The organism is Puniceicoccus vermicola (genome assembly GCF_014230055.1).
In the GTDB taxonomy this organism is placed as follows: domain Bacteria; phylum Verrucomicrobiota; class Verrucomicrobiia; order Opitutales; family Puniceicoccaceae; genus Puniceicoccus; species Puniceicoccus vermicola.
Genome location: NZ_JACHVA010000023.1, coordinates 16572 through 36822, shown reverse-complemented (window position 1 = coordinate 36822; position 20251 = coordinate 16572). Strand labels below are relative to the sequence as shown.

Here is a 20251-nt window from a genome sequence, read left to right as displayed (position 1 = left end):
ACAGGATAAAGGTTGTCACGCATTTGAATCGGCTGGCGACCTTCCGTCGCATTCGTTCTCAATAACGGATGAACGCTGGCAGGCTCGTTTTTACTCAGATTACCGATGGCTTGGACCGGAAGGAGTTCGACCGATGCATCAAGCTTTACCCGATGCCCAAGAGCAGTCGCGGATTTACCGCACGCGACCAATTCCTTGCCATGGTCTTTGCCCAGTTGACTTACCGGGAGGGGTTGCGCGAGATCGAGGCTTGTTTGCGCGGGAATCAAAACGCTTACGCGATGGGGTTTCGCGGCAACATTACCCGCACCAATTTGGCATATGCCAACCAATGGAGGGACTGGCGCGTCTACGAAGCCATGGCTCATATCCTCATTCGAAGGACGCGGAGACTTTAGGCAGGCGAGACGAACCCGATGGGTCTCGATGGCATGGTCGTCGCGGTCGATTCGAGCACCATCGATCTTTGCCTGACTCTCTTCCCTTGGGCGGACTTTCGTTCCACGAAAGCGGCGGTAAAGATCCACACGCAGTTCGAACTTCAAGGCTCTATCCCGCTGTTCATCGACGTTACGAAGGGACGGGAACACGATGTGTCTTTCCTCGACCGAATGCCAGTCTCTCCCGGAACGATCTATGTAATGGATCGTGGATACCTCGACTTCGGTCGACTCTTCGGCCTCAGCCAGGCCGGAGCGTTCTTCGTTATCCGTGCCAAACGCAACCTCGACTGCTATGTCCGGGAGTCCCGCAGAGTTGCCAAAATCACAGGTCTGCGCAGCGATCAAACAATCGGTCTGAGCGGAGCCCTGTCCAAGGAACGATATCCCATTGCTTTGCGTCGAGTTCGTTTCTTCGACGAGGAGACTGGCAAGGACTTGGTATTCCTTTCCAACAATTTTTCCATCCCAGCATTGACCGTCGCCTTGGTCTACAAGAGCCGCTGGCAGATCGAACTTTTCTTCAAATGGATCAAACAGAACCTGCGGATCAAGTCCTTCTTCGGAACCTCGGACAATGCCGTCAGAACCCAAATTTGGATCGCCATCTGCACCTATCTTCTCGTCGCCAGTCTCAAAAAGACTCTCTGCCTCGACCACAGTTTGACCCGGATTCTGCAAGTTCTGAGTGTTAACGCTTTTCAGAAAGTTCATATCAATCAGCTATTTACAGAATCCTTCACAAATTTTGACGAAACTCAATTATCTAACCAACTCAACTTCAACGACTTCCTAACTGGACAGTAGTGGGTCTCGCTATTAAAATTATCCACACGATAACCGCATTCCAGAGAGATTCCCTTATATTCGATTGGGAGAGGTGCTTCGCACTCATGACCTATACCAGCCAACTCTAATTCCCTGCTCAGGCAGCCCGGAAAGGAAGATTCGAGCAGCCCCGCTGATGTACATCAATTACACATCCGAGAATCTGCCGAGAGAGCTCCTCGAACCTCTTCCCATCGTGCTCTTCGGAGTGACTTTTTCGAACGTCGAAAGTCATACGCGAGCCCTTGCACGAGTTGCATGGGCCGACTTTTTCGACCCAATTTCCATTGCCATTTTTGTTTCCTCGGAATCCTCGAGCTTCTTTTCGAACCCATAGTTTTCATAGAATCCTATAGCTTTTTTGTTCGTATTCGCAACGGTAGCGATGATCCGCTTGTACCCAGAGCTCTTTGACCATTCGAGAACCGAATCCATGATTCTCTTTCCCAACCCGGTTCCCCTAGACTCAGCGCTTACCCAAACCTGAAAAACCTCGGCTTCGTCCTCTTTCCTCTTGTCTTTGTAAACCGCTGATAGACCCACTGGGTCGCCACCGCAAAAAGCGATGAATATGGCTTGGTCGGATCCCTCCGCTGCCTTGTCGGCTTGGTCTCGCCACTTCTCTTCGGTTCTTTCAAGTGCCGACTCGTAAGTTGCACAGAAAGCGTATGAATCCTCCTTGAGGGCTCTTAATCGAACCTTCCGGTAGAGATCGAATTCACCGATACGGATTCTGCGGATCTTGATCATTTTATTTGGTCAGAAAGTGTTATTTGCGTAACTCCGTTTCGAATATCCCGGAGGTCCTGCGGATCCATTCGCAGACGAAAATGCCCCAAAAAACGTAGGATAAAAAAATCCATTAAAGGTTGCCTATCAGGAGTTTAACAAAAATTACAGTATTTACAATAAGCGGCGAAGTCGGTTGCAACGGTACATCTATCGATCCAGCAAAAGCGTAATTCCGGAGCAGATCGAAGGTCAATCCAAACTCGATTCTCGCCGGAGTATCATACCTTTTCGGTTTATGCCCCTTACCAATCTCGTAAGGAATTCAATAGCGAAAAAGAGAACCCATTCCCCCCTTCCCCATAGGCCGCATATCTTACACCAGAATTTTTGCCGAAACGTTATTCCTCCGTGGCAAGAGATCGAAAGATCGGCGAATTCCTCTCGGTTGGAAAATTGCAGGCGACCTTGCGATTTGGACTCGATCGCCTAGGCCCCCGCCCATCCCGGTGGGCGCTGAAGCCACCCAGCCACCGTTTTCCTTTCGCTTAATAGATGACTAGGTTCCGCTGAAAACGTTGAGTATTCACTCCGCTCGATCGTCAGGAATCAACGTTTTCAGAATGAAGATGTAGCTCTCACTCTATTCCCGAGAACCTTGAAAGCCCCATCGCGGCCGAAGACTTCCTCCTGCCCGACTAGATGAGCACTGCTCCTACCGTTTCCGCAAGGCCAGCATGACCGAGCTAAGGCCGCTGCCGATGCCAAGGAGGGCCACGCGTCCGCCTGACGGGAGGGCTCCGTCTTCTTCAGCGAGAGACAGGGTGATCGGACAAGCTACGGAGCCGACGTTGCCGAGAATTGGATAGCTGGGATAATCGAGGGACGGATCGATCTCCAGGGCTTCGTGGAGGCGGCGCTGGTGAGTCTTGCCGACCTGATGGGTGATGATCCGGTCGAAGCGGTCCCCGGAGGGATCGTTCTCGCAAAAGTTCTTCCAGGTGTCGGCGGCTAGGCCGATACCCGCTTCGAGAAGCGCTTCCGAGTCGGTCTGCATGACGAGACCCCCACCCGCCGAGCTGTCCCCTTCGCAAAGGTTCGAGAAATTGCCGTCGGTGCCGGAAACGCCGAAATCGAGGTCTCCAAAACCATCGTCGGGCATGAGGTCGCGATGGCAGAGAACCATCCCTACGGCCCCACAACCGATCGTCAGGTTGGCGAAGAAGGGCTTGATGGTTTTGCGGGTCAGATCGCCGGCTAAAAGGGTTTTGATCGTTTCTTCGAGGAGCGGCCGTCCGTTCTCGCCCGAAACGATGAGCGCAGTGCGGATCAGCCCGCTCTCAATCATTCCACCCGCGGTGACCATTGCGTTCAGAAAACCGAGGCAGGCGTTCGAGAGGTCGAAAATCTGGGTATGCCGGGGCAGCTGCAGACTCTTGTGGACGTAGGCGGCAGTGGCGGGCTCGAGGCGATCGCGGGAGACAGCGGCATGTACCAGGAGATCGACGGGAGGGAGGTCTGGCACCTTGGCGAGGACGGCTTTACCGACAGCGCTGCTGGCGTCAGAGGGACGGGTTTTGGCAGGCCAAACCCGACGTTCCCGAATTCCGGTCATGAGCTCGAGTCGTCCGCCAGGGAGGCGTAGTCGTTCGTAGACCGGCGCCAAGCGGTTTTCCACCTCATCGGAGGTGATGATTTCCTCCGGGAGGACGTGGGCGATGGCCGCAATCCGGGTATTCTTAAACTGCATCACCGCGCATGGTTCGCTCGACCAATTCCTTGTCGAAGTAGTTGGTGTCCATCCCGGCGTTGACGACAATCCCCTGACCGTTGATTCCCGAGGAACGGGGACTGAGGAGGAAAATGGCAGTATCGGCCACTTCACGGGTTGCGAGCGCGCGCTTACGCAGGGTCATTTTCTCGGCGTAAAGATAGTTGTCGAGATAGCCGGGAATGCCTGCCGAAGCGCTGGTCTTCAGGGGTCCCGAGTTTACGGTATTGAACCGCACCTCCGAAAAGGCGCTGAATGACTTGGCGAGGTTGCGGCTCACCGCTTCGAGGGCGGCTTTCACCGGCCCCATGTACCCGTAATTTTCCGCCGTCAGCTCCGTTGTCGAGATGCCGATGGAGACCACCGAAGCATCGGGTTTAAGGGATTCACTGAATGCATTGGCGATTTCCGAAAGAGAAAAAGCCGAGATCTGGGTCGCCTGTAAAAATTGCTTTCGACCGGTTTCGTGAAAGGGGCGGAATCCTTCGCTGTAGTCCGCAAAGGCGATGGAGTGAACGATCCCGTCGAGGAGAGTATCCGATCCAATTTCTTCCGCTAGACGCTCCACTGCGCCTTCTTCTTCCACATCGCAAATGTGGCACGGACGGTCCCCCAACAGCTTGGCGAGACTCTCCTTCCGCTTCTCGGAGCGGACGCTATAGATCACCTTTGCCCCAGCGGCTTCAAGCTCGCGGGCAATTGCCCAAGCCACACTCTTCCGGTTGGCCACGCCAAAGACCAGATAAGTGCGATCTTCCATCTGTAGAAAACTCATAAGGGAAAACGGTGAATGACTCCGCGACCCCGGGCAAACGGAAAGTCGCAGCTTTGCTGCAAACCGCCCCAGGTGGTTTCCAGTGGCGTTGGAATTCCAGATTCTCCGGAGAAAACGGTTTTCCCACCGAAAAGAAGATCCCGGGAGAGTGCCGCCTACGACTTGCGACGCCAGAGAAAGGCTGCCCAGGCCACACCGGCGAAAAAGGAAACCACCGAGAAACCCAAGGCTTCGGCGCGGGAGACACCCTTTTCCAGACTGGCTCCTGAATCCGGGCCGACTGCCTGACCCGTTCCCTCCGAAGAATCATCACTCGCCTCAGATTCGGAGGCGGGTTGCGAAAAGGCGATGCCCAGCGATTTCAGGAAGCCGGGAGGCTTCTCTGGCCAGGAGTCACCCAGATTGACCTCAATATAGTAATCCAGGTAGTCCTTCATCTCATCGACTTTCTTCTGGTAGGCATCGATATCCTCCAGGAGAACGAAATCGGAGAGGATTTCGAAATCATGATGGATCCGCAGGACCCTCTCGTTCTGGCTCACGGAGAAATCGTAACGGAACCACTGGTTCTCCATCGAAAAATCCTCTGCCCCGAAATCGGAATCATCCGGAAGATGAATCTCAATCGTCTGAATCTGATGAAGAGGCCTCGGCAAGGCAAAGGGTCCTGAACGAATCTTCTCCGATGGTTCCGGAATCTGGTCGGCAATGATCTGGGCCGAAAAATTGCAGACGGTCGTTTCGCTGTCTTCTTCGGATGGGAAAAGAGTTGGCAACCCATATTCTTCAACGATTCGCACCTGATTCATTTCCCGCTCATCCTCCACCGCCAGAGGCTGGGCTTCCGGGATGACGTCATAGAGACTGGCGTAGTAGTTGGTATAGGCCCGAGCGAACGAATCGAGCCCGTCCGTGGCGAGATCCCAGCGCAGGTTATCCGCGTTGCGCCCTTCGTAGATCGAATCGACAACGAGCTTCACCGGTTTCGCAAAATCCTCGAAATAGAACGATTCGGTCGTCGAGGCCAGAGCCCCGTCTCTCCCTTGCGGGCCCACTTTGGCTGCGAGATCGGTCGTATCGGGGGAAATAACCAGACCATACCCAAAATCCGAAAAATACCGCATCGGCAGCACCCCGCCCTCGTGGCTGTCCGTCGGGTCCATCCAAATCGTCTCACCCTCGATAATTGCTTGGACAAGCACATGGTCAAAAGCGGCTTGGGTGGGCAGACGGCGACGCAGGAGTTGACGATCATCGGTGCTCACGAGGACGAGATCCGCATCGATGCCCAGCTTCCGCAGGAGAAGAACGAGGAGAAGGCTTTTATCCTTACAATCACCGTACCGCCGCGCTGCAATCGTCTCCGGTGGATAGGGTTGATAGGAATGCGGTCCCACGGGGATCGAAACGTACCGGATGACATCCTGAATGAACTGAAGTGCCTTCGTTGCCTTCATCAACGGAGTCCCTCCGGCTTTCTCAATTTTGCCCGCCTCCTTGACCAGTAGTGGCGGCAACTCCTGATCGAGCGGATAGAGGTCGACGGCCCATTGCGCAACCGCGCCCCATCCCGGCCAATCCGAAAATTGCACCCAAGGGAGAACCTCGTAGCCCTGGGGCAGACGGGAATCCAAAATTACCGCCTCAGAGTCCTCGATACTCCATTGATAGACCTCATATCCGTCGTTCTCGTAAATCTCAGGCGGAATTCGGGTCGGATACGTGCGATACTGCAGTTCCCCACGATCCTTCGGCCAATCGAGGCGGATGTCGATTGACCCGACCGGGACGGAAAACCCGAGCGAAGCCGAATCGGAGAAATGGTCCTTCACGATCGGATTGGATCCGGTTCGCGTAAACCCATAATCGAGAATATCCCCAACCTGGACTCCTTCGAGAATGACCCGGACATCTTTCGAATTATCGTAATACCAGGTGCGCACATCCGTTCGGGCGTCAACCACCTCAAGGTCGATCTCTGGGAGAAGGTCAATCCACCGTCCCTCCCGATAGACCCGGATCCAGTGTAGACGAATTTCCTCAAACTCCGGATCCACATTCCAGCTGAGGGTCGCGTTGTCCTCGAGTCCGGCCTTCGATTGAAATTCGTAGACCACCCGGGAAAAGATCGAATCCTCATCCGGCCGGAAGTGATCGGCCGTGCGGTGATAAAAAATCCCTCCTTCGGCGTAGGGAGGACTATCGCCCGGAGTAAAATCCTCCTTCGACTCCGCCCAACCCGGGGGCGATGCGACCCACACCCCATCGGCAATCTCTTCGGCTGCCTCACCCAGCAGCGGGAGCCAGACCGAAAGAATCAGAAAAAGCGCGGCGAACCGCCCGAAAGCCTTACTCGTTTTCGCAAAGTTCGGCGTAGGCATCGGCATCCAACAGGGCTTCCAACTCCGCGGTGTCCTCCACCTTTACCTTGATCAGCCAACCTTCACCGTAAGGGTCGGAATTGACGGTTTCAGGAGCGTCTTCGAGATCGGAGTTTACCCCTTCAACCGTCCCCTTCATGGGCAAGTAGATATCGGAGGCGGCCTTCACGGATTCAACGACCCCGAAAGTATCTCCCGCCTCGTATTCGGCCCCTTCGTCCGGGAGCTCGACGAATGTGATGTCCCCAAGCGCTTCCTGCGCGTGGTCGGTGATGCCGACGATCGCAAAACCGTCCTCAATCCGGACCCACTCGTGCTCTTTCGTATACTTCAGTTCCTTGGGAATCTCGCTCATAATCTTATTAATTTGGAATTACCGGTGCAGGGGTGCCTTGGCAAAACGAATCGGCAACTGTTTTCCGCGCGACTCGACAGCCGCCTCCTCGCCAGCGAAAGAAGCATCGATCAAAGCCGACCCAATCGGCTGGTTCAGGACGGGACTTTTCGATCCGGAAAGGACCACTCCGATCTCCTGTCCGTCCGCCACAATCGGCATCCCCTCCCGGGCGATTCGCTTGTCATCAACGAGGAAGAAGCGGACCTTTTTCTCAGGCCCCATCTCTTTTTCAAAACGGAGGGGATCACGTCCAACAAAGGACTCCTTGTCCGTCTTCACGGCCCAGCCAAATCCGGCCTGAACCGGGGAAATCGATTCGCTCATCTCGTGACCATAGAGCGGCAGACCCGCTTCGAGACGCAAGCTGTCGCGAGCCCCGAGACCAATCCAAGGCAGATCTTTTCCCGCCGAGAGGGCTTCAGCCAGCTCCACGGCCTGAGTCGCGGGAACAAAAATTTCGAAACCATCCTCGCCAGTGTAGCCTGTGCGACTCACCAGCAGCGACAACCCCTGCCACTCCATTCCGACAAGGTGAAACCGCTTCAAAACGCCTAGACCAATAAAGCCTAGACCCGAGAGATACTCTTCGGCTTTCGGCCCCTGGACGGCGAGAAGGGCCCAATCGTCCGAATCGTCACGCAGCTCCACATCGAAAAGCCCGACGCGTCCCTTCATCCACTGAAAGTCCTTCTCCCGATTCGAAGCGTTGACGACAACGAGAAAGGAACCATCGGCTTTCCGGTAGGCAATCAGGTCATCGACCACCCCGCCCTTCTCATCGCACATGGGACTGTAAATGGCCTTTCCGGGAGGGCATCCGGCAATGCGATTGGTCACCAGATGGTCAAGAAACTCTGCGGCTTGCGGGCCATGGACAACGAATTCACCCATGTGAGAGACATCGAATAATCCCACGTTCTCCCGCACCGCCCGGTGCTCCTCGAGAATTCCGCTATAGGACACCGGCATCTCCCAGCCAGCGAAATCGACCATCCTCGCCCCTGCGGCCTTGTGCAGTTCGCAGAGGGGTGTACGTGAAAGAGTTGATCCGGAAGAGTCCTCGCTGGGCATAGTCGGAACTATTCATGGAGCCCCCAAAAAATGGCAAGGGGAAAGAGAATCGTAAATGGTCTGCCTTCTTGGGGAACCAGTGGGCGAGCAACGGACCCCATCGGCTTCTTTCCCGAAAGCTTCCTCGTGACAAAGACCGCATCGCCGAAGTCCCCAGTCAATCTTTCCAATTGAAGAACCTCCCAGCGGTGTTCTTGATAGTCCGAATGATCCGCATCCTCGACGATTCCGAGTCACCCGCCCGTAACGGCTTCGGGATGGTCGCGCTGACGGAAAAAATCTTCGGCGAGGGCGGATGGCTACAAGTAAAACTCGGCCTCGAACATCGTCCACAGCAGGAAGAAATGGCAATTCGAGTGGCCCAATCCTTCGCCATGGATGCCCCGATCATCTTTGAGGCCGGAACGGGCGTCGGCAAAAGTTTAGCTTATTTGGTTCCGGGCATCATCTACGCCGTCGATTCCAAACGCCCTTTTCTGGTCTCGACCCACACCATCTCCCTGCAGGAGCAGATTCGCGAGAAGGATATCGAGCAGTGCCGGGTCCTCTTCAAATCCGTTCCCGAACTCCACCGCTATGCGGGATTTGAATCCGCCTTTTTAGTCGGACGTGGCAATTACGTCTGCATGAAACGGCTGGTACGGGCCGCCGAAGAGCGTGCGGACCTCTTCAATCAGGGGAATCAGCAGGCCCTCGATTCTCTTTCGGAATGGGCCACCCACACGAAGACTGGCCTTCGCCAGGAAACGGACTTCCCCATTCCCCCGGACATCTGGGATGCGGTCAACGCCGATGCGAGCACTTGCAACCGCAAGAATTGCCCGGCCGAGAATTGTTTTTTCCACTCCGCCCGACAGAAGGTGCAGAAAGCTCACCTAATCATTCTCAACCACAGCCTGCTCTTCTCCCTGATAGCGGCTGGCATGAGCCCCGGTGGCGATACGCCAGGCATCCTCTACCCGAATGACTTTGTCGTCGTCGATGAGGCTCACACCCTTCCGATTATCGCCACCAACCACCTCGGAGCGGCGGTTTCGAGTTATGCCGTCGAGAGGGCCCTCCGCATTCTCTACAACCCAAAGACGAAGAAGGGCTTTTTGAAAAAGATCGGTAACCCCGGTGACCGCCGACTCGTCGCCGAAGCCCTCGCCGCCTGCAGTGAATTCTTCGAGCAGACGTCCCACACTCTTTTGGGCAAAAAGGACCAAGTCCGCCTCGCCGAGGGGGAGTGGACAGAACCCGTATTCCAAGAGCCCCTTCTCGAACTGACCAAGCGGCTCAAGGCACTCGCTTACAAGGAGCAGGATGAGACCCGGGCCGATGAGATTCGCGACCAGCAACTTCGGATCGATAGCTACCGCACGGTCCTCGGTCGCTTCCTCGCCCTCGACTTTGACGGCCACGTGCCCTGGGTTGAACGCACCGGGAAAACCCGCCAAATCATCAGCCTCCGCAGCGCTCCCATCGACCTCGCACCCGTTCTCCGTCAAATCCTCTTTCGCCGCAACACCTCGGTTGCGCTCACCAGTGCCACGCTTGCAACCTCGGGAGGCATGGACCCCTTTCTTGCCCGAATCGGGGCCGACGGCCAGCCTCACGGCGCCGTGACCTCCCCTTTCGACTACGAACGTCACTGCGAAATCCTGATTACCACTGACTGCCCGGCCTCGGGCGGACAAACCAGTCCCTCGACCATCCAATATTGGAGTGACTGTATCGTCCGCGCGGCCACCGCCATCGAGGGAGGCAGCCTAATCCTCTTCACCAGTTACCGCGATCTCGCGGCCGTCGTTCGCATCTGCCGCGAGAGTCTCGCCACGCATGGGCGCCCTCTCTTCGAGCAAGTCCCCGGCGGCACTCGCTCCCAACTTCTCGACCAGTTCCGCGAGGCGGGCAACGGCGTCCTTTTCGGCACCGAGACCTTCTGGACCGGAATCGATGTCCCCGGCCCTGCTCTCTCGCAGGTCATTATGACGAAGCTTCCTTTCGAGAATCCGAGCCATCCAGTGTTTCAGGCCCGCGAGGAATACGTTCGCGACCGTGGCGGCCACCCCTTCCTCGAAATATCCCTTCCCGAAGCCGTCCTCCGGTTTCGTCAGGGGTTAGGACGCCTCATCCGCAAAGTTGACGACCGCGGTCGCCTCGTCATTCTCGACTCCCGCGTACTCCGCAAGGAATATGGACGCGCCTTCGTCGAAGCCCTCCCCAAAACGACCTTCACCCGGTTCAATCGCGCCGACTGGGAACGCTGTTTCCCTCGAAAGCACAGGGGCCGAGGATAAGAGACGGATTAATGAGAGGCCGCAAAAGATGCTGGAGCTGTGCGGTCTTTGGGTTGCGGGAGGTTTTCCGGGGTGCCGTTCCGGAACCGACGCGATGGGGGCAGCTAAAGCTACTCCCCTACAAGAAGTAGCCGCTCAGCTTTAGCTGCGCGGTCCTGGGATTCCGGGAGTTTTTTGGGGTGCGGACCCGAAAACACGCAATGGGGGCGCTGAAGCAACGCTTCCACACTGACTCACCGAACTTTTGCGACGATACATTTCAACCGACGGGAGGAGATTCTCTCTCCGTTTTCCCGGCTGACGGAAGAGAGCTGGAAGCTCTCACTCCTTTGCCATTACTCCTGCACCCCGAAGCACTCTCGTAAAAAAGCCCGCATGACGTCTCGTCATGCGGGCTTCATCAAATTTACAGAGGAAGTGATTTACCAAGCGTATTGCCAACCGGCAGTAACCGTCCAATCGGTCTTCATTTGCGGACCGTCGAGATCCTGATAAACCGGGGCGCCTACTTCGATCCCGAGCCGATTTCCGGCCAAGCGTCCGTCGGGCTTGTAAAAGTTAAATCCGAGGGCGAGATCGACACGCTTACCACCCTGATTTTTCGGGTCAGCGGTCGGAATCATCATCGGGTTAAGGTCGTCGTTGGCCCCATCGATATTGCCCCAGATCGATCCATCAATACGGAACGAAGAGCTAACCCAGTCGGCCCATTCGCGGGCGATCCAGCTGGTGGCGTTGCCTCGGTTGCCCAGGGAATACCCTTCATCATTGCGCCCCATCCGAAGAGCGCCCCCGAGTTGCGCACCCCAGGACCAACATTCGGTTTGCCCCAAGTAAGTCACGGTCGGAAGCAAATCATACGTGCCGGAACCCATTTGCATCGGATACGGCAGCACTTGGTTGGAGCCCATCGGAGTATCGTCCCGTTCGTCGGTCGATCCGGTGGGAAGGCTCAGGCTAAGTCCTGCATGGATCGTCTGTTGGTCCCAGCTCGCCAAACGATACAGTCCCCCGATCGAAATATCGTTCAGACCCGAAGATTCGGTGCTGAAATCCATTCCCATCTTCGTTTCCAGGTCCATGTCTTTCCGGGAAAACGGCACCATGGCCACGAGGGTAATGTCGTCACTGGGAGCATACATCGCGCCGAGCATGTGCATCTCCATCGTCATCTTTTTCGGAGAAACCATATAGCCTTCGGCAAAGACATCTTGCGAACTGAGGTTATCCGTCCCGTTCCTCATCCCGTCCATGTCCATATACATAAAGCGGTAGGAAAGCATCCACTCCCCTTTATGGTGCATATGATCCGACATGACGCCGATCGGTGCATGCCCATCGGGACGATCGGAGGTCCAATCATCCGTATTTGATTGAGTGGCCTCATCGGCCAAGACCAGTGCGGAACTGAGCAGGGCCATAATGGAACAAGAAAGAGATCCTGAAAGGGTTGTTAGTTTCATCGACAAGACCTTAACACAGTGTATCTCCAAAGGAGGTGCGGCAAATTGACGCAGCGGCACAGCCTATCTGGCTCTAGTCATTTACAATCTTTTGCGCAAAACGATCGATTCAGAGAGCCTCCATACGAAACCGCCCCCCTCTGAACGTTCGCGTATGACTTTAGTCGTGCGGCTCGGATTCTTCATAAACTAACATCGTTCAGGCACCCCACGGCCTCATTCGAACCTTTCCTTTCCTTCCCTCACACCCACGTAGCCGCTTCTGCGGAACGACTAAAGTCGATCCGGAACTGGTGTTGCCCCACTTCTGATTCCGATTGACCAGTAACCAATCCGCTATCGGGACAGGGAAGGATTCCACCGGTTGATCTTCTGACTCGGATTGAAGGTTTCAGCGAGAGCCAATGTTTCCACATGCCCATCGACAAATAAGTAGTTGGCCTGCCCTTTATGCACATCGTAGTTCACTATATTCTCTGCAGCAGAAATACTCGACCAGAGGTGACACATAAAATGGTCGGCGAACTGGATCGGCTGAATCCTGGCGACGAGAATGGTATGACCGGGATCCGGAACTTGAGACACCTTGCGCCAAGTTTGTGGACTCCCGGTGTAATCGTCTCCATTGGGATCGAGTTCGAAATTAACATTGAAACCATAACTGTAAAGATAGGGGTCAATGTTATCGTCGTCGGGAGCTCGAAAATAGCGGTTAAAGGTCCGGGCCCATTCACCCGAGATTTCGGAAGAGCTGGCTCCCATGTAAGGAGCAATTGATTGAGCCCAACCCGGCTCCCGATTGGCACCGGAGCTGTGCCAGCTGCGCGGAAACACTCCGTTATGATCTTGGGAAAAGAGAATAACGGCCTGACCGATATTTCGCATTTTCGCGGCATCTGCAGTCTGATCCGCACCCGAACGCGCCTTGCTGATCGCCGGAAAGACCAACGCCACCAGAATCCCCAAGACGGCGATGCAGACCAATAGCTCTATCAGCGTAAACCCGATCAGTGGCTTAGCCTTCTTAAGGGGAGTGATTTGGCCCGCTGATGGTCTCCGAAGTGGCAGCATCAGTCTAGTCACGATTGAGACGCCCATACTGGAGGTGGTTTCAGGATTGTCCTCCACGGCGACTACGACCTCGCCCGAAAGCAACTGCCCCCAGCGCCAGAAGCCCCATCCCAACCGCAAAATGAGCCGGTTCAGGGACCACCGTGAATTCGTAAGTTAGGAAAGCAGAAGTGAAATTTTCGTTTTTTACCGCCGATTCCGCGGCAGCATCATACTGAGCAAAGCCGGTGTCTCCAGTGAACTCCGTGCTGGCCATAAAGATCTCAAACTGTGCGGTGTAGGTCCCGGGTTCCGCATCGGCTGGAAGGGTAAAATAGTTGTGCCACATTTGGGCACTCCACAGAACCTGATCGCCAACATCTTCGAAGACAGGGTCCCAGCGGTTGTCGGCGTTCCCGTAATTGAAAGCGGAAAGACTATCGGAACTAATATCGACGAGACGAATCGCCAGCGAGTTCCCCTCCGGAACGTATGCCATCATCTCACTGCCATTGCCCATGTACATAAAACCATAACGGTTATTGAAAAGGTCCCCGTTCCCAGCATTGGCAGTCGGCATTCCTGGAACCGATCCTTCCGTCGGGCTCAAGTCTTCCCGCCAAGCCGCGCTTTCTCCGAACCAGTCTCCCGGGCTCCACTGGCTCAATGGCTTCAATACAGGAGTTTCTGCCGGACTAAAATCGATCTCAATCGAACCAGAGGTCGGATTGGCCCCATCTCCGGTCGAGGCTTGGATCGAGACCATCGGCATGAGCATGCCTCCTTGAAAGTCGGGACCCGGCACCGAAGTAATCAGGGCCGCATGGGCCGAAGCTGCCGAGAAGGAAACGAAGAGTAACGGAAGAATTTTCATTGTCACCAAAAAGTTACCACGAGCGAATGGATCCGGGAATGTGGCAAATTGACGCATCGGGAACCGGAGCGGGAATCCCCATCCTCAATCATCACCCTCCCTTCTGACTTCATCCGCGCGGTTTGGATTCGCCGAAGATTCGATTCCTCCGCCAAAGTATCTCTACGCAAAACCTCGCAATCGTTCGTAGCATCTCCCGCCGTTTCAGCGGGACGACTCCAGTAGATCCGGAACGTTTTCGCGCCGCCCCGTCGCGCGATAGCCCAGAAAATATATAAATATCGCCCAACCCAAAGTAGCGAGAGCTTCCAGCTCTCGATTTTCGAATCGGAAATCCCTAGCTAGAACTCCGCGACCTCTCCGCGCCGAGTTGACGCCAAGAGCATGCGGTTTCTCTGATTGCGAAGCACCGTCCCCGTCGCGCGATAGCCCCAAAAATATAAAAATACCGACCAAACCAAAGTAGCGAGAGCTTCCAGCTCTCGATTTCAGGATCGGAAATCCCTAGCTCGAACTTCCGCGACCTCTCCGCGCCCAGTTGACGCCAAGAGCATGCGGTTTCTCTGATTGCGAAAAAGCAGAGAGCCAGCGCCATTTGCGAAAGGTGCACGGTACGGTTTCGGCCCCCATTAACCCTCCCCTTCCCACTTTCCGATTATCCCCTTCCCCCGACCTGCGGCAAATTGACGCGGCGGCATCGATTTTCTTTGGATTGGCTCTTTCCCCTCGTTTTGCATTCTGGAAGGGATGAACACCAACGCTCTCCTTGAAGAAAATCGCCGCGAACCCGGCCTTTTCCGGTACAAGCGGCTGCGTTGGTTTGCCGTGGTCGTGGCAGCGATCATTACCCTCGCCGCGCAGTTCGGCTTCGGATTTGCGCTGCCATGGCCGCTGCTGATCGCATTGCTCATTTTTGTGCTCCTCGGGAATCTGGCTCTTTATTCTCTCAAGGATGTTTGTGACCGGCATCCTCAGTGGACCCTGATGTCACTTCTCGTTCTGGACCTGATCGTCTTCACGACCCTCCTCTATTTTACCGGAGGCGCCCACAATCCTTTTACCATTTTCTACCTCCTTTTCGTGACGGTTGCCATTTTTCTGCTCCCGAGCTTTGGCGGATGGATAATGGTCGCAGCAAGCACCCTGGCCTTTTCCCTTCTCTTCACCTCGCGGCACGAACTCGTTCATGAGGCCATGAACCATGGCGCTCACGGGATGATGTCGAACCACCTCCAGGGGATGGTCATCGCTCTCTTCGTCACCGCCTCTGGAATCGTCTTCTTTGTCAGCTCAGTCAGCCGCGACCACCGAAGGCGGAAAGAGGTTTTGGAGCAAATGAGCCAAAAGATTCAGGAAGCCCAACGAATGTCCGGTCTCGCCAATCTCGCTGCCAGCATTGCTCACGAGATGGCCACCCCGCTGGGAACCATCGCCATCGTTAGCCGCGACCTTGCCCAACAGACTTGTGAAGGAGACCGCAATCAACAGTGCAAAGCCGACGCCCGTCTCATCCGCGAAGAGGTGGACCGATGCCGGGAGGTGCTCCTGAAACTCGGTGAGCGCACCGGGGAAACCGGAGAGGAACCGTGTGAACTGATCCGCCCCGCTCTCCTACGAGCCGAGCTTCCCCTTTTTCTCCAAAAGGCCTACGCCGACCGAATCATCTGGAAGTGCGAAAAGGATCTTCCCGGCCTGTGGCTCCCTCCACACGGGTTCTTTTCGGCCCTATCGGTTCTGGTCAAGAATGCCTTTGAAGCCTCACATCCAGATCAGGAGGTGGAGATCGCCTGGCGCCACAGTGCAGCCCGCGGGTCTACACTTACCGTGAGCGATCAGGGTGAAGGAATCCCCGAAGAGCAGGTCCGCCAGTTGGGCACCCCTTTTTTCACGACAAAGGCGCCCGGCACGGGGATGGGTCTCGGCCTCTTCCTGACGCGAACTTTCTGCGAAAAATACGGAGGCAGCCTTGGCTTTGACTCCGTTCCTGGAAAAGGGACCTCGGCAAGGATGTTCTTCCCGGCGAGTGCCCATGCGAAATCCAATGACTGACGAAAAGATCCAGCACCTTTTGATCGTCGACGACGACGAACGATTCCGCGAGCGCCTGGCGATCTCCTTTCGCCGACGCGGATACCAAGTTTCCACGGCGAGCGGGAACGATGAGGCGCTCGCCCTCTGCGAGAAGGAATCCTTCGACGCAGCCGTAGTCGACCTCTGCATGCCGAATGGTAGCGGTTTAGCCCTCATCGGAGCCCTTCGTGACCTCGATCCCGCTATGGACGTACTCATTCTCACCGGATACGGGAGTGTCAGCACCGCCAAGGAAGCTCTCCGCCAAGGCGCAGTCGATTACCTCATGAAGCCGACCGATGCCGAGGAAATCGAAAAAATCCTAACCTCTCCGCCCGAGAGTCCGAAGGTCTCTACTCCTACACCCGATCTTTCTGTCCCGAGTCTGGAGCGCGTCGAGTGGGAGCACATCCAGCGGGTGCTCGTGGACTGTGAGAACAATGTCAGCGAAGCCGCCCGGCGGCTGGGGATCGAACGGCGAACCCTTCAGCGCAAACTGCGAAAGTATCCTCCAGTCCGTTAACAACAGGACGGGTCACCGGAGCACCGGTCTTATTCGTGAGCTTTGGTACTCTCGTGCGGATTTGCCTCGAGTATTCGCTCGATCAAGACGTTCCCGAAAACGACGATCACCAAGAGGTATAGCCCCAATTGGGCGTCAGCTGGGACGAAACGGCTTCCCTCTACCAGAAAAATGCCAAGAGCCAACGCAAAGACATCAAGCATACTCCAGTAGCGAGCCAACTCGAAAACGCGTTGATGCTCCCGGGGATCGCCACCATTGGCGCCACTCCATGTGCGGCGGACCAGACCGATCCAGCGAGCAACCGGGAAGAGGACCAGGAATAAGCCCACGCCCAATGCGGCCGAGTACGAATCCTGCTTCCAGAGCGCCGGAATCACGGTCACGACGCTGAAGTCACTATCGACCAGAAACCAGGCCTCAATCTTCAGAAACGGAAAACTCAGCGCCCCGAAAAGCATCAATCCCGCAACAACAACGAGAAGTTTCCGAATTCCTGATTTGAAATCGAACTTCAGGAGTCGGAAGTGCTTCGCTCGGCCCGTATGATCGAGAAGATGACCCGCGAGAACCTGACCCACAGCCATACTGATGACAATTGCCGCCATGAACAAGGTGACCCCGCCCTTGGGCGATGCACTGACCAAGACTTGGCCTGAGGTCAGGGTGAGCACCAGACTGACGAGAAAAACGTCCAACATCGACCACTTCGCCAACATCTCGACTCGGTTCAGAAGGGCCAAAACTCGCGGTCCCGGCTTCTTCAACAACACCACGAGAAAAAGAACGAAGAGCTTGAAAAAGGGAAATAAGACGGAGAATCCGACGACTAAAACCGCCAAGGCATAGATCCTCTCATTCCACAACATCTCCACCGTGTGGAAAAGCGTATACACTTCCGGTTTTACAAATTTCCGGAAAGTGATGAAAGGAATGAACAGAACGGTAATGTTGCAGGCCAGCGCCAGCAGCAAAAAGAGAAAGCAAGTAACTCTTACTTTTCTCGGGACCGTCTTCTCCGTTTCCATGAGCAGCGAAGACTTTGAACTCGGTGCTAACGAGTCAATCCGAGATTCCCGCGAAGCAGACTCCGCAAGGGATCGTCTTTGCAAATATCCGAGGTCTCAATCGTGTCGCAAAAATGGACTTCCGGATCGGGATCACTTCACCTGAGAACCTTGAGCCTCGTGAAGCCTCGGCTTCCGACTGCAACGACCCGATCAAGGTTTATCCACGATTCGCCCACTCTTTCTCTATTTTGTCGAACCTGCAAATGCAGGCCTAGTTCCGACCCTTTTCAGCTTCCCAATTTGAATGATTCCCAACTCGAAGCTTTTCACTGAGGCGACAATACATTAGAACAGCTGATATTCAGAAACCATGAGTAAGCAGCTCAAATACCTCCTCCCAGAAGATAAACTTCCGACGCACTGGTACAATCTCGCCGCAGACTTACCGAGTCCGCTGGATCCGCCGCTCCACCCCGGCACGGGTGCGCCGATCGGTCCTGACGAGCTCAGTGCCATTTTCCCGATGCCGATCATCGAGCAGGAAATGTCGACCGAGAGGGAAATCGAGATCCCTGAACCCGTCCGCGACATCCTTCGACTCTGGAGGCCGAGTCCCCTCTTTCGCGCCCGTCGACTGGAGAAGGCCCTGGGCACCCCGGCAAAGATTTTTTACAAGTATGAGGGAGTCAGCCCGACTGGTTCGCACAAGCCGAACAGCGCCGTTGCCCAAGCCTACTACAACGCCATCTCCGGAACCAAACGAATCACCACCGAAACTGGAGCCGGTCAATGGGGCTCATCGCTGGCCTTTGCCTGTGCCCAGTTTGGTCTTGAATGTAAGGTCTTCATGGTCCGCTGCTCCTTCGAGCAAAAGCCCTATCGAGCCGCTCTGATGGAGACCTTTGACGCAACAGTCGTTCCGAGCCCCTCCTCCGAAACGGAGGCGGGCCGTGCCATCCTCGCCGAAGATCCCGACAGCACAGGCTCCCTCGGGATGGCGATCGCCGAAGCCGTCGAGCAAGCCGCCCAGCGGGATGACACGTGCTATGCCCTCGGCAGCGTTCTGAACCACGTTCTCCTCCACCAAACCATCATCGGCCTGGAAGCGATTGAACAAATGGAAATGGCCGGAGCGGAGCCCGATGTCATTGTCGGCTGCACCGGAGGCGGGTCCAATTGGGGCGGTCTGGTCTTCCCTTATCTCGGTCGAAAGCTTCGCGGCGGTCGGGACGTTCGTCTTGTAGCGGTTGAACCGGCGGCCTGCCCCACCCTGACCAAAGGGAAATTTGCCTACGACTACGGAGATACCGCCAAACTTACGCCGCTGGTGAAGATGCATACTCTCGGCAGTCGCTTTGTCCCTCCCGGTATCCACGCTGGGGGCCTTCGCTACCACGGGATGGCTCCGATGGTCTCGAAGGTGCTGGAACTTGGACTTTGCGAAGCGCGCAATGTTCAGCAACTCGAGTGCTTCTCCTCAGCCATCACCTTCGCCAAAGCCGAGGGCATCGTCCCGGCACCGGAAACGACCCATGCGGTAGCCGGAGCCATCCAGGAAGCCCTCCGTTGTAAAGAGGAAGGCAAAGAAGAAACCATTTTGTTCAACCTTTCGGGGCACGGACACTTCGACATGCAGGCCTACATCAATTACTTCGGAGATAAACTCGTCGATTACGACTACACGGAGAGTGAAATCGCCATGGCTCTTTCCGGTCTTCCGTCGGTCTGATTGGCTCGCAAATCTCCAAAACCTGCCCGAAAGGGCAATGAAAACGACGATTTTTCATACGAAAAATTAACAAAAATTGCTTTCCAATCCAGAGCACCCTTCTCAATGTTCTGGCTCTCATGAAAACATTCACAATTCTCTTCTCATTCCTGCTCACCAGCCTCGCATTCCTAGGCTGCACCGAGGAAAAGGGCTCTGACGATTCTGCCGCTTCGGCGAAAGAAGAAAAGTCGGGGGGGCTCTTGTCCTCGATTACCGAAAAGGGTAAGAGCCTCATCGGAGGCGACGTTTCCATGGACGACGCGATGAGCCAAATTTCGAAAATTTCCGGGTTCTCGGACACGCTCAACAGCACTTGGAAATCCGTCAAGGGTCTCGACTTCTCCGACAAGGACGCTCTCATCAAGCAAGTGAAGAGTCTCGCCTCTACGGCTTCGAAGAACATCGGCATGCTCAAGCAGATTTCTCCGATGGTTACCGGCGATACCGGAAAGGCTCTCATCAAGCAAATTTCCGGCCTCTCCGATCAGCTCGGCGGCCTCGACAACATCATCGACAAGGCCAGCAGCATTACTTCCGGCGACTGGGGCTCTTACAAAGACCAAATCGGTTCGGCCATCAAAGGCCTCTCCGGCGGCTTCTCGAGCCTGAGCAAACTCACCAAGTAAATTCGGAGAGATTCACTTTCCAGGCCGGATTCACCTCGCGTGAGTCCGGCCTTTTTTATGGCCAGAGTAGACGGCCCGGCGCGGGGGGGAACCGTCGCGTTCTTTCATTCCTACGGTCTCCCCAAAGTAGAGAGAGCTTCCATGCTTCGTTCGGCAGCTTCGCGGGATAATACCAGCTCTTGTTCCTCCG

16 protein-coding genes and 1 pseudogene are annotated in these 20251 nt (G+C 55.5%); 6 read left to right on the top strand and 11 right to left on the bottom strand.

Going from position 1 to position 20251, the window contains the following annotated elements; translation table 11 throughout:
• Positions 1-68: 68 nt before the first annotated feature.
• Positions 69-1247: pseudogene (locus H5P30_RS02095) on the top strand (IS4 family transposase).
• Here H5P30_RS02095 and H5P30_RS22610 read toward each other — a convergent pair.
• The 7 genes from H5P30_RS22610 to gcvT all read right to left on the bottom strand — a co-directional run bounded on the left by H5P30_RS22610 (position 1199) and on the right by gcvT (position 8392).
• A complete protein-coding gene (locus tag H5P30_RS22610) occupies positions 1199-1396 on the bottom strand; it encodes a GxxExxY protein (RefSeq protein WP_185691313.1) in 198 nt (65 codons plus the stop codon). The pseudogene H5P30_RS02095 and the gene H5P30_RS22610 sit on opposite strands and share 49 nt — an antisense overlap.
• 103 nt (positions 1397-1499) lie before the next feature.
• Positions 1500-2018, bottom strand: a complete 519-nt coding sequence (locus H5P30_RS02085; RefSeq protein WP_185691310.1) for a GNAT family N-acetyltransferase — start codon at positions 2016-2018, stop codon at positions 1500-1502.
• A gap of 694 nt (positions 2019-2712) precedes the next feature.
• Positions 2713-3747 carry a 3-oxoacyl-ACP synthase III gene (locus H5P30_RS02080; RefSeq protein WP_185691309.1) on the bottom strand — a complete coding sequence of 345 codons (1035 nt, stop codon included), beginning with the start codon at positions 3745-3747 and terminating at the stop codon, positions 2713-2715.
• Positions 3737-4543 (bottom strand): enoyl-ACP reductase FabI, encoded by an 807-nt coding sequence (locus tag H5P30_RS02075; RefSeq protein ID WP_185691308.1) that lies wholly within the window; start codon positions 4541-4543, stop codon positions 3737-3739. Before H5P30_RS02075 ends, H5P30_RS02080 begins: the two co-directional genes overlap by 11 nt.
• A gap of 155 nt (positions 4544-4698) precedes the next feature.
• Positions 4699-6924, bottom strand: a complete 2226-nt coding sequence (locus H5P30_RS02070) for a DUF3857 domain-containing protein (RefSeq protein ID WP_185691307.1) — start codon at positions 6922-6924, stop codon at positions 4699-4701.
• Positions 6893-7279, bottom strand: coding sequence for a glycine cleavage system protein GcvH (gene gcvH / locus H5P30_RS02065; protein ID WP_185691306.1), 387 nt, complete (start codon positions 7277-7279; stop codon positions 6893-6895). The genes H5P30_RS02070 and gcvH overlap by 32 nt, the downstream gene beginning before the upstream one ends.
• An 18-nt stretch (positions 7280-7297) precedes the next feature.
• Complete coding sequence (gcvT, locus tag H5P30_RS02060) at positions 7298-8392, bottom strand: glycine cleavage system aminomethyltransferase GcvT (protein ID WP_185691305.1); 1095 nt, start codon at positions 8390-8392, stop codon at positions 7298-7300.
• A gap of 14 nt (positions 8393-8406) precedes the next feature.
• Here gcvT and H5P30_RS02055 point away from each other — a divergent pair, with 14 nt between their 5' ends.
• Complete coding sequence (locus H5P30_RS02055) at positions 8407-10674, top strand: ATP-dependent DNA helicase (protein ID WP_246459209.1); 2268 nt, start codon at positions 8407-8409, stop codon at positions 10672-10674.
• Between the two features lie 422 nt (positions 10675-11096).
• On the opposite strand, the gene H5P30_RS02050 is transcribed toward H5P30_RS02055, so the two are convergent.
• The 3 genes from H5P30_RS02050 to H5P30_RS02040 form a co-directional block, all read right to left on the bottom strand.
• Complete coding sequence (locus H5P30_RS02050) at positions 11097-12095, bottom strand: transporter (RefSeq protein ID WP_185691304.1); 999 nt, start codon at positions 12093-12095, stop codon at positions 11097-11099.
• Positions 12096-12473: 378 nt separating this feature from the next.
• Entirely contained in the window at positions 12474-13235 is a 762-nt protein-coding gene (locus H5P30_RS02045) for a prepilin-type N-terminal cleavage/methylation domain-containing protein (RefSeq protein WP_185691311.1), read from the bottom strand.
• Positions 13236-13248: 13 nt separating this feature from the next.
• Positions 13249-14061 carry a hypothetical protein gene (locus H5P30_RS02040; RefSeq protein ID WP_185691303.1) on the bottom strand — a complete coding sequence of 271 codons (813 nt, stop codon included), beginning with the start codon at positions 14059-14061 and terminating at the stop codon, positions 13249-13251.
• 747 nt (positions 14062-14808) lie between these two features.
• On the opposite strand from H5P30_RS02040, the gene H5P30_RS02035 reads away from it, so the two are divergent.
• Together H5P30_RS02035 and H5P30_RS02030 are read left to right on the top strand one after the other, a co-directional pair.
• On the top strand, positions 14809-16110 hold the full coding sequence (locus H5P30_RS02035; protein ID WP_185691302.1) for an ATP-binding protein: 1302 nt from the start codon (positions 14809-14811) through the stop codon (positions 16108-16110).
• Positions 16103-16654: a response regulator transcription factor gene (locus H5P30_RS02030; RefSeq protein ID WP_185691301.1), complete on the top strand. Its 552-nt coding sequence runs from the start codon at positions 16103-16105 to the stop codon at positions 16652-16654. Before H5P30_RS02035 ends, H5P30_RS02030 begins: the two co-directional genes overlap by 8 nt.
• A gap of 29 nt (positions 16655-16683) precedes the next feature.
• On the opposite strand, the gene H5P30_RS02025 is transcribed toward H5P30_RS02030, so the two are convergent.
• Positions 16684-17682 carry a paraquat-inducible protein A gene (locus H5P30_RS02025; protein ID WP_185691300.1) on the bottom strand — a complete coding sequence of 333 codons (999 nt, stop codon included), beginning with the start codon at positions 17680-17682 and terminating at the stop codon, positions 16684-16686.
• 352 nt (positions 17683-18034) lie between these two features.
• On the opposite strand from H5P30_RS02025, the gene H5P30_RS02020 reads away from it, so the two are divergent.
• Positions 18035-19393, top strand: coding sequence for a TrpB-like pyridoxal phosphate-dependent enzyme (locus H5P30_RS02020; protein WP_185691299.1), 1359 nt, complete (start codon positions 18035-18037; stop codon positions 19391-19393).
• 119 nt (positions 19394-19512) lie between these two features.
• Complete coding sequence (locus tag H5P30_RS02015; protein WP_185691298.1) at positions 19513-20061, top strand: MCP four helix bundle domain-containing protein; 549 nt, start codon at positions 19513-19515, stop codon at positions 20059-20061.
• Positions 20062-20251: the final 190 nt, after the last annotated feature.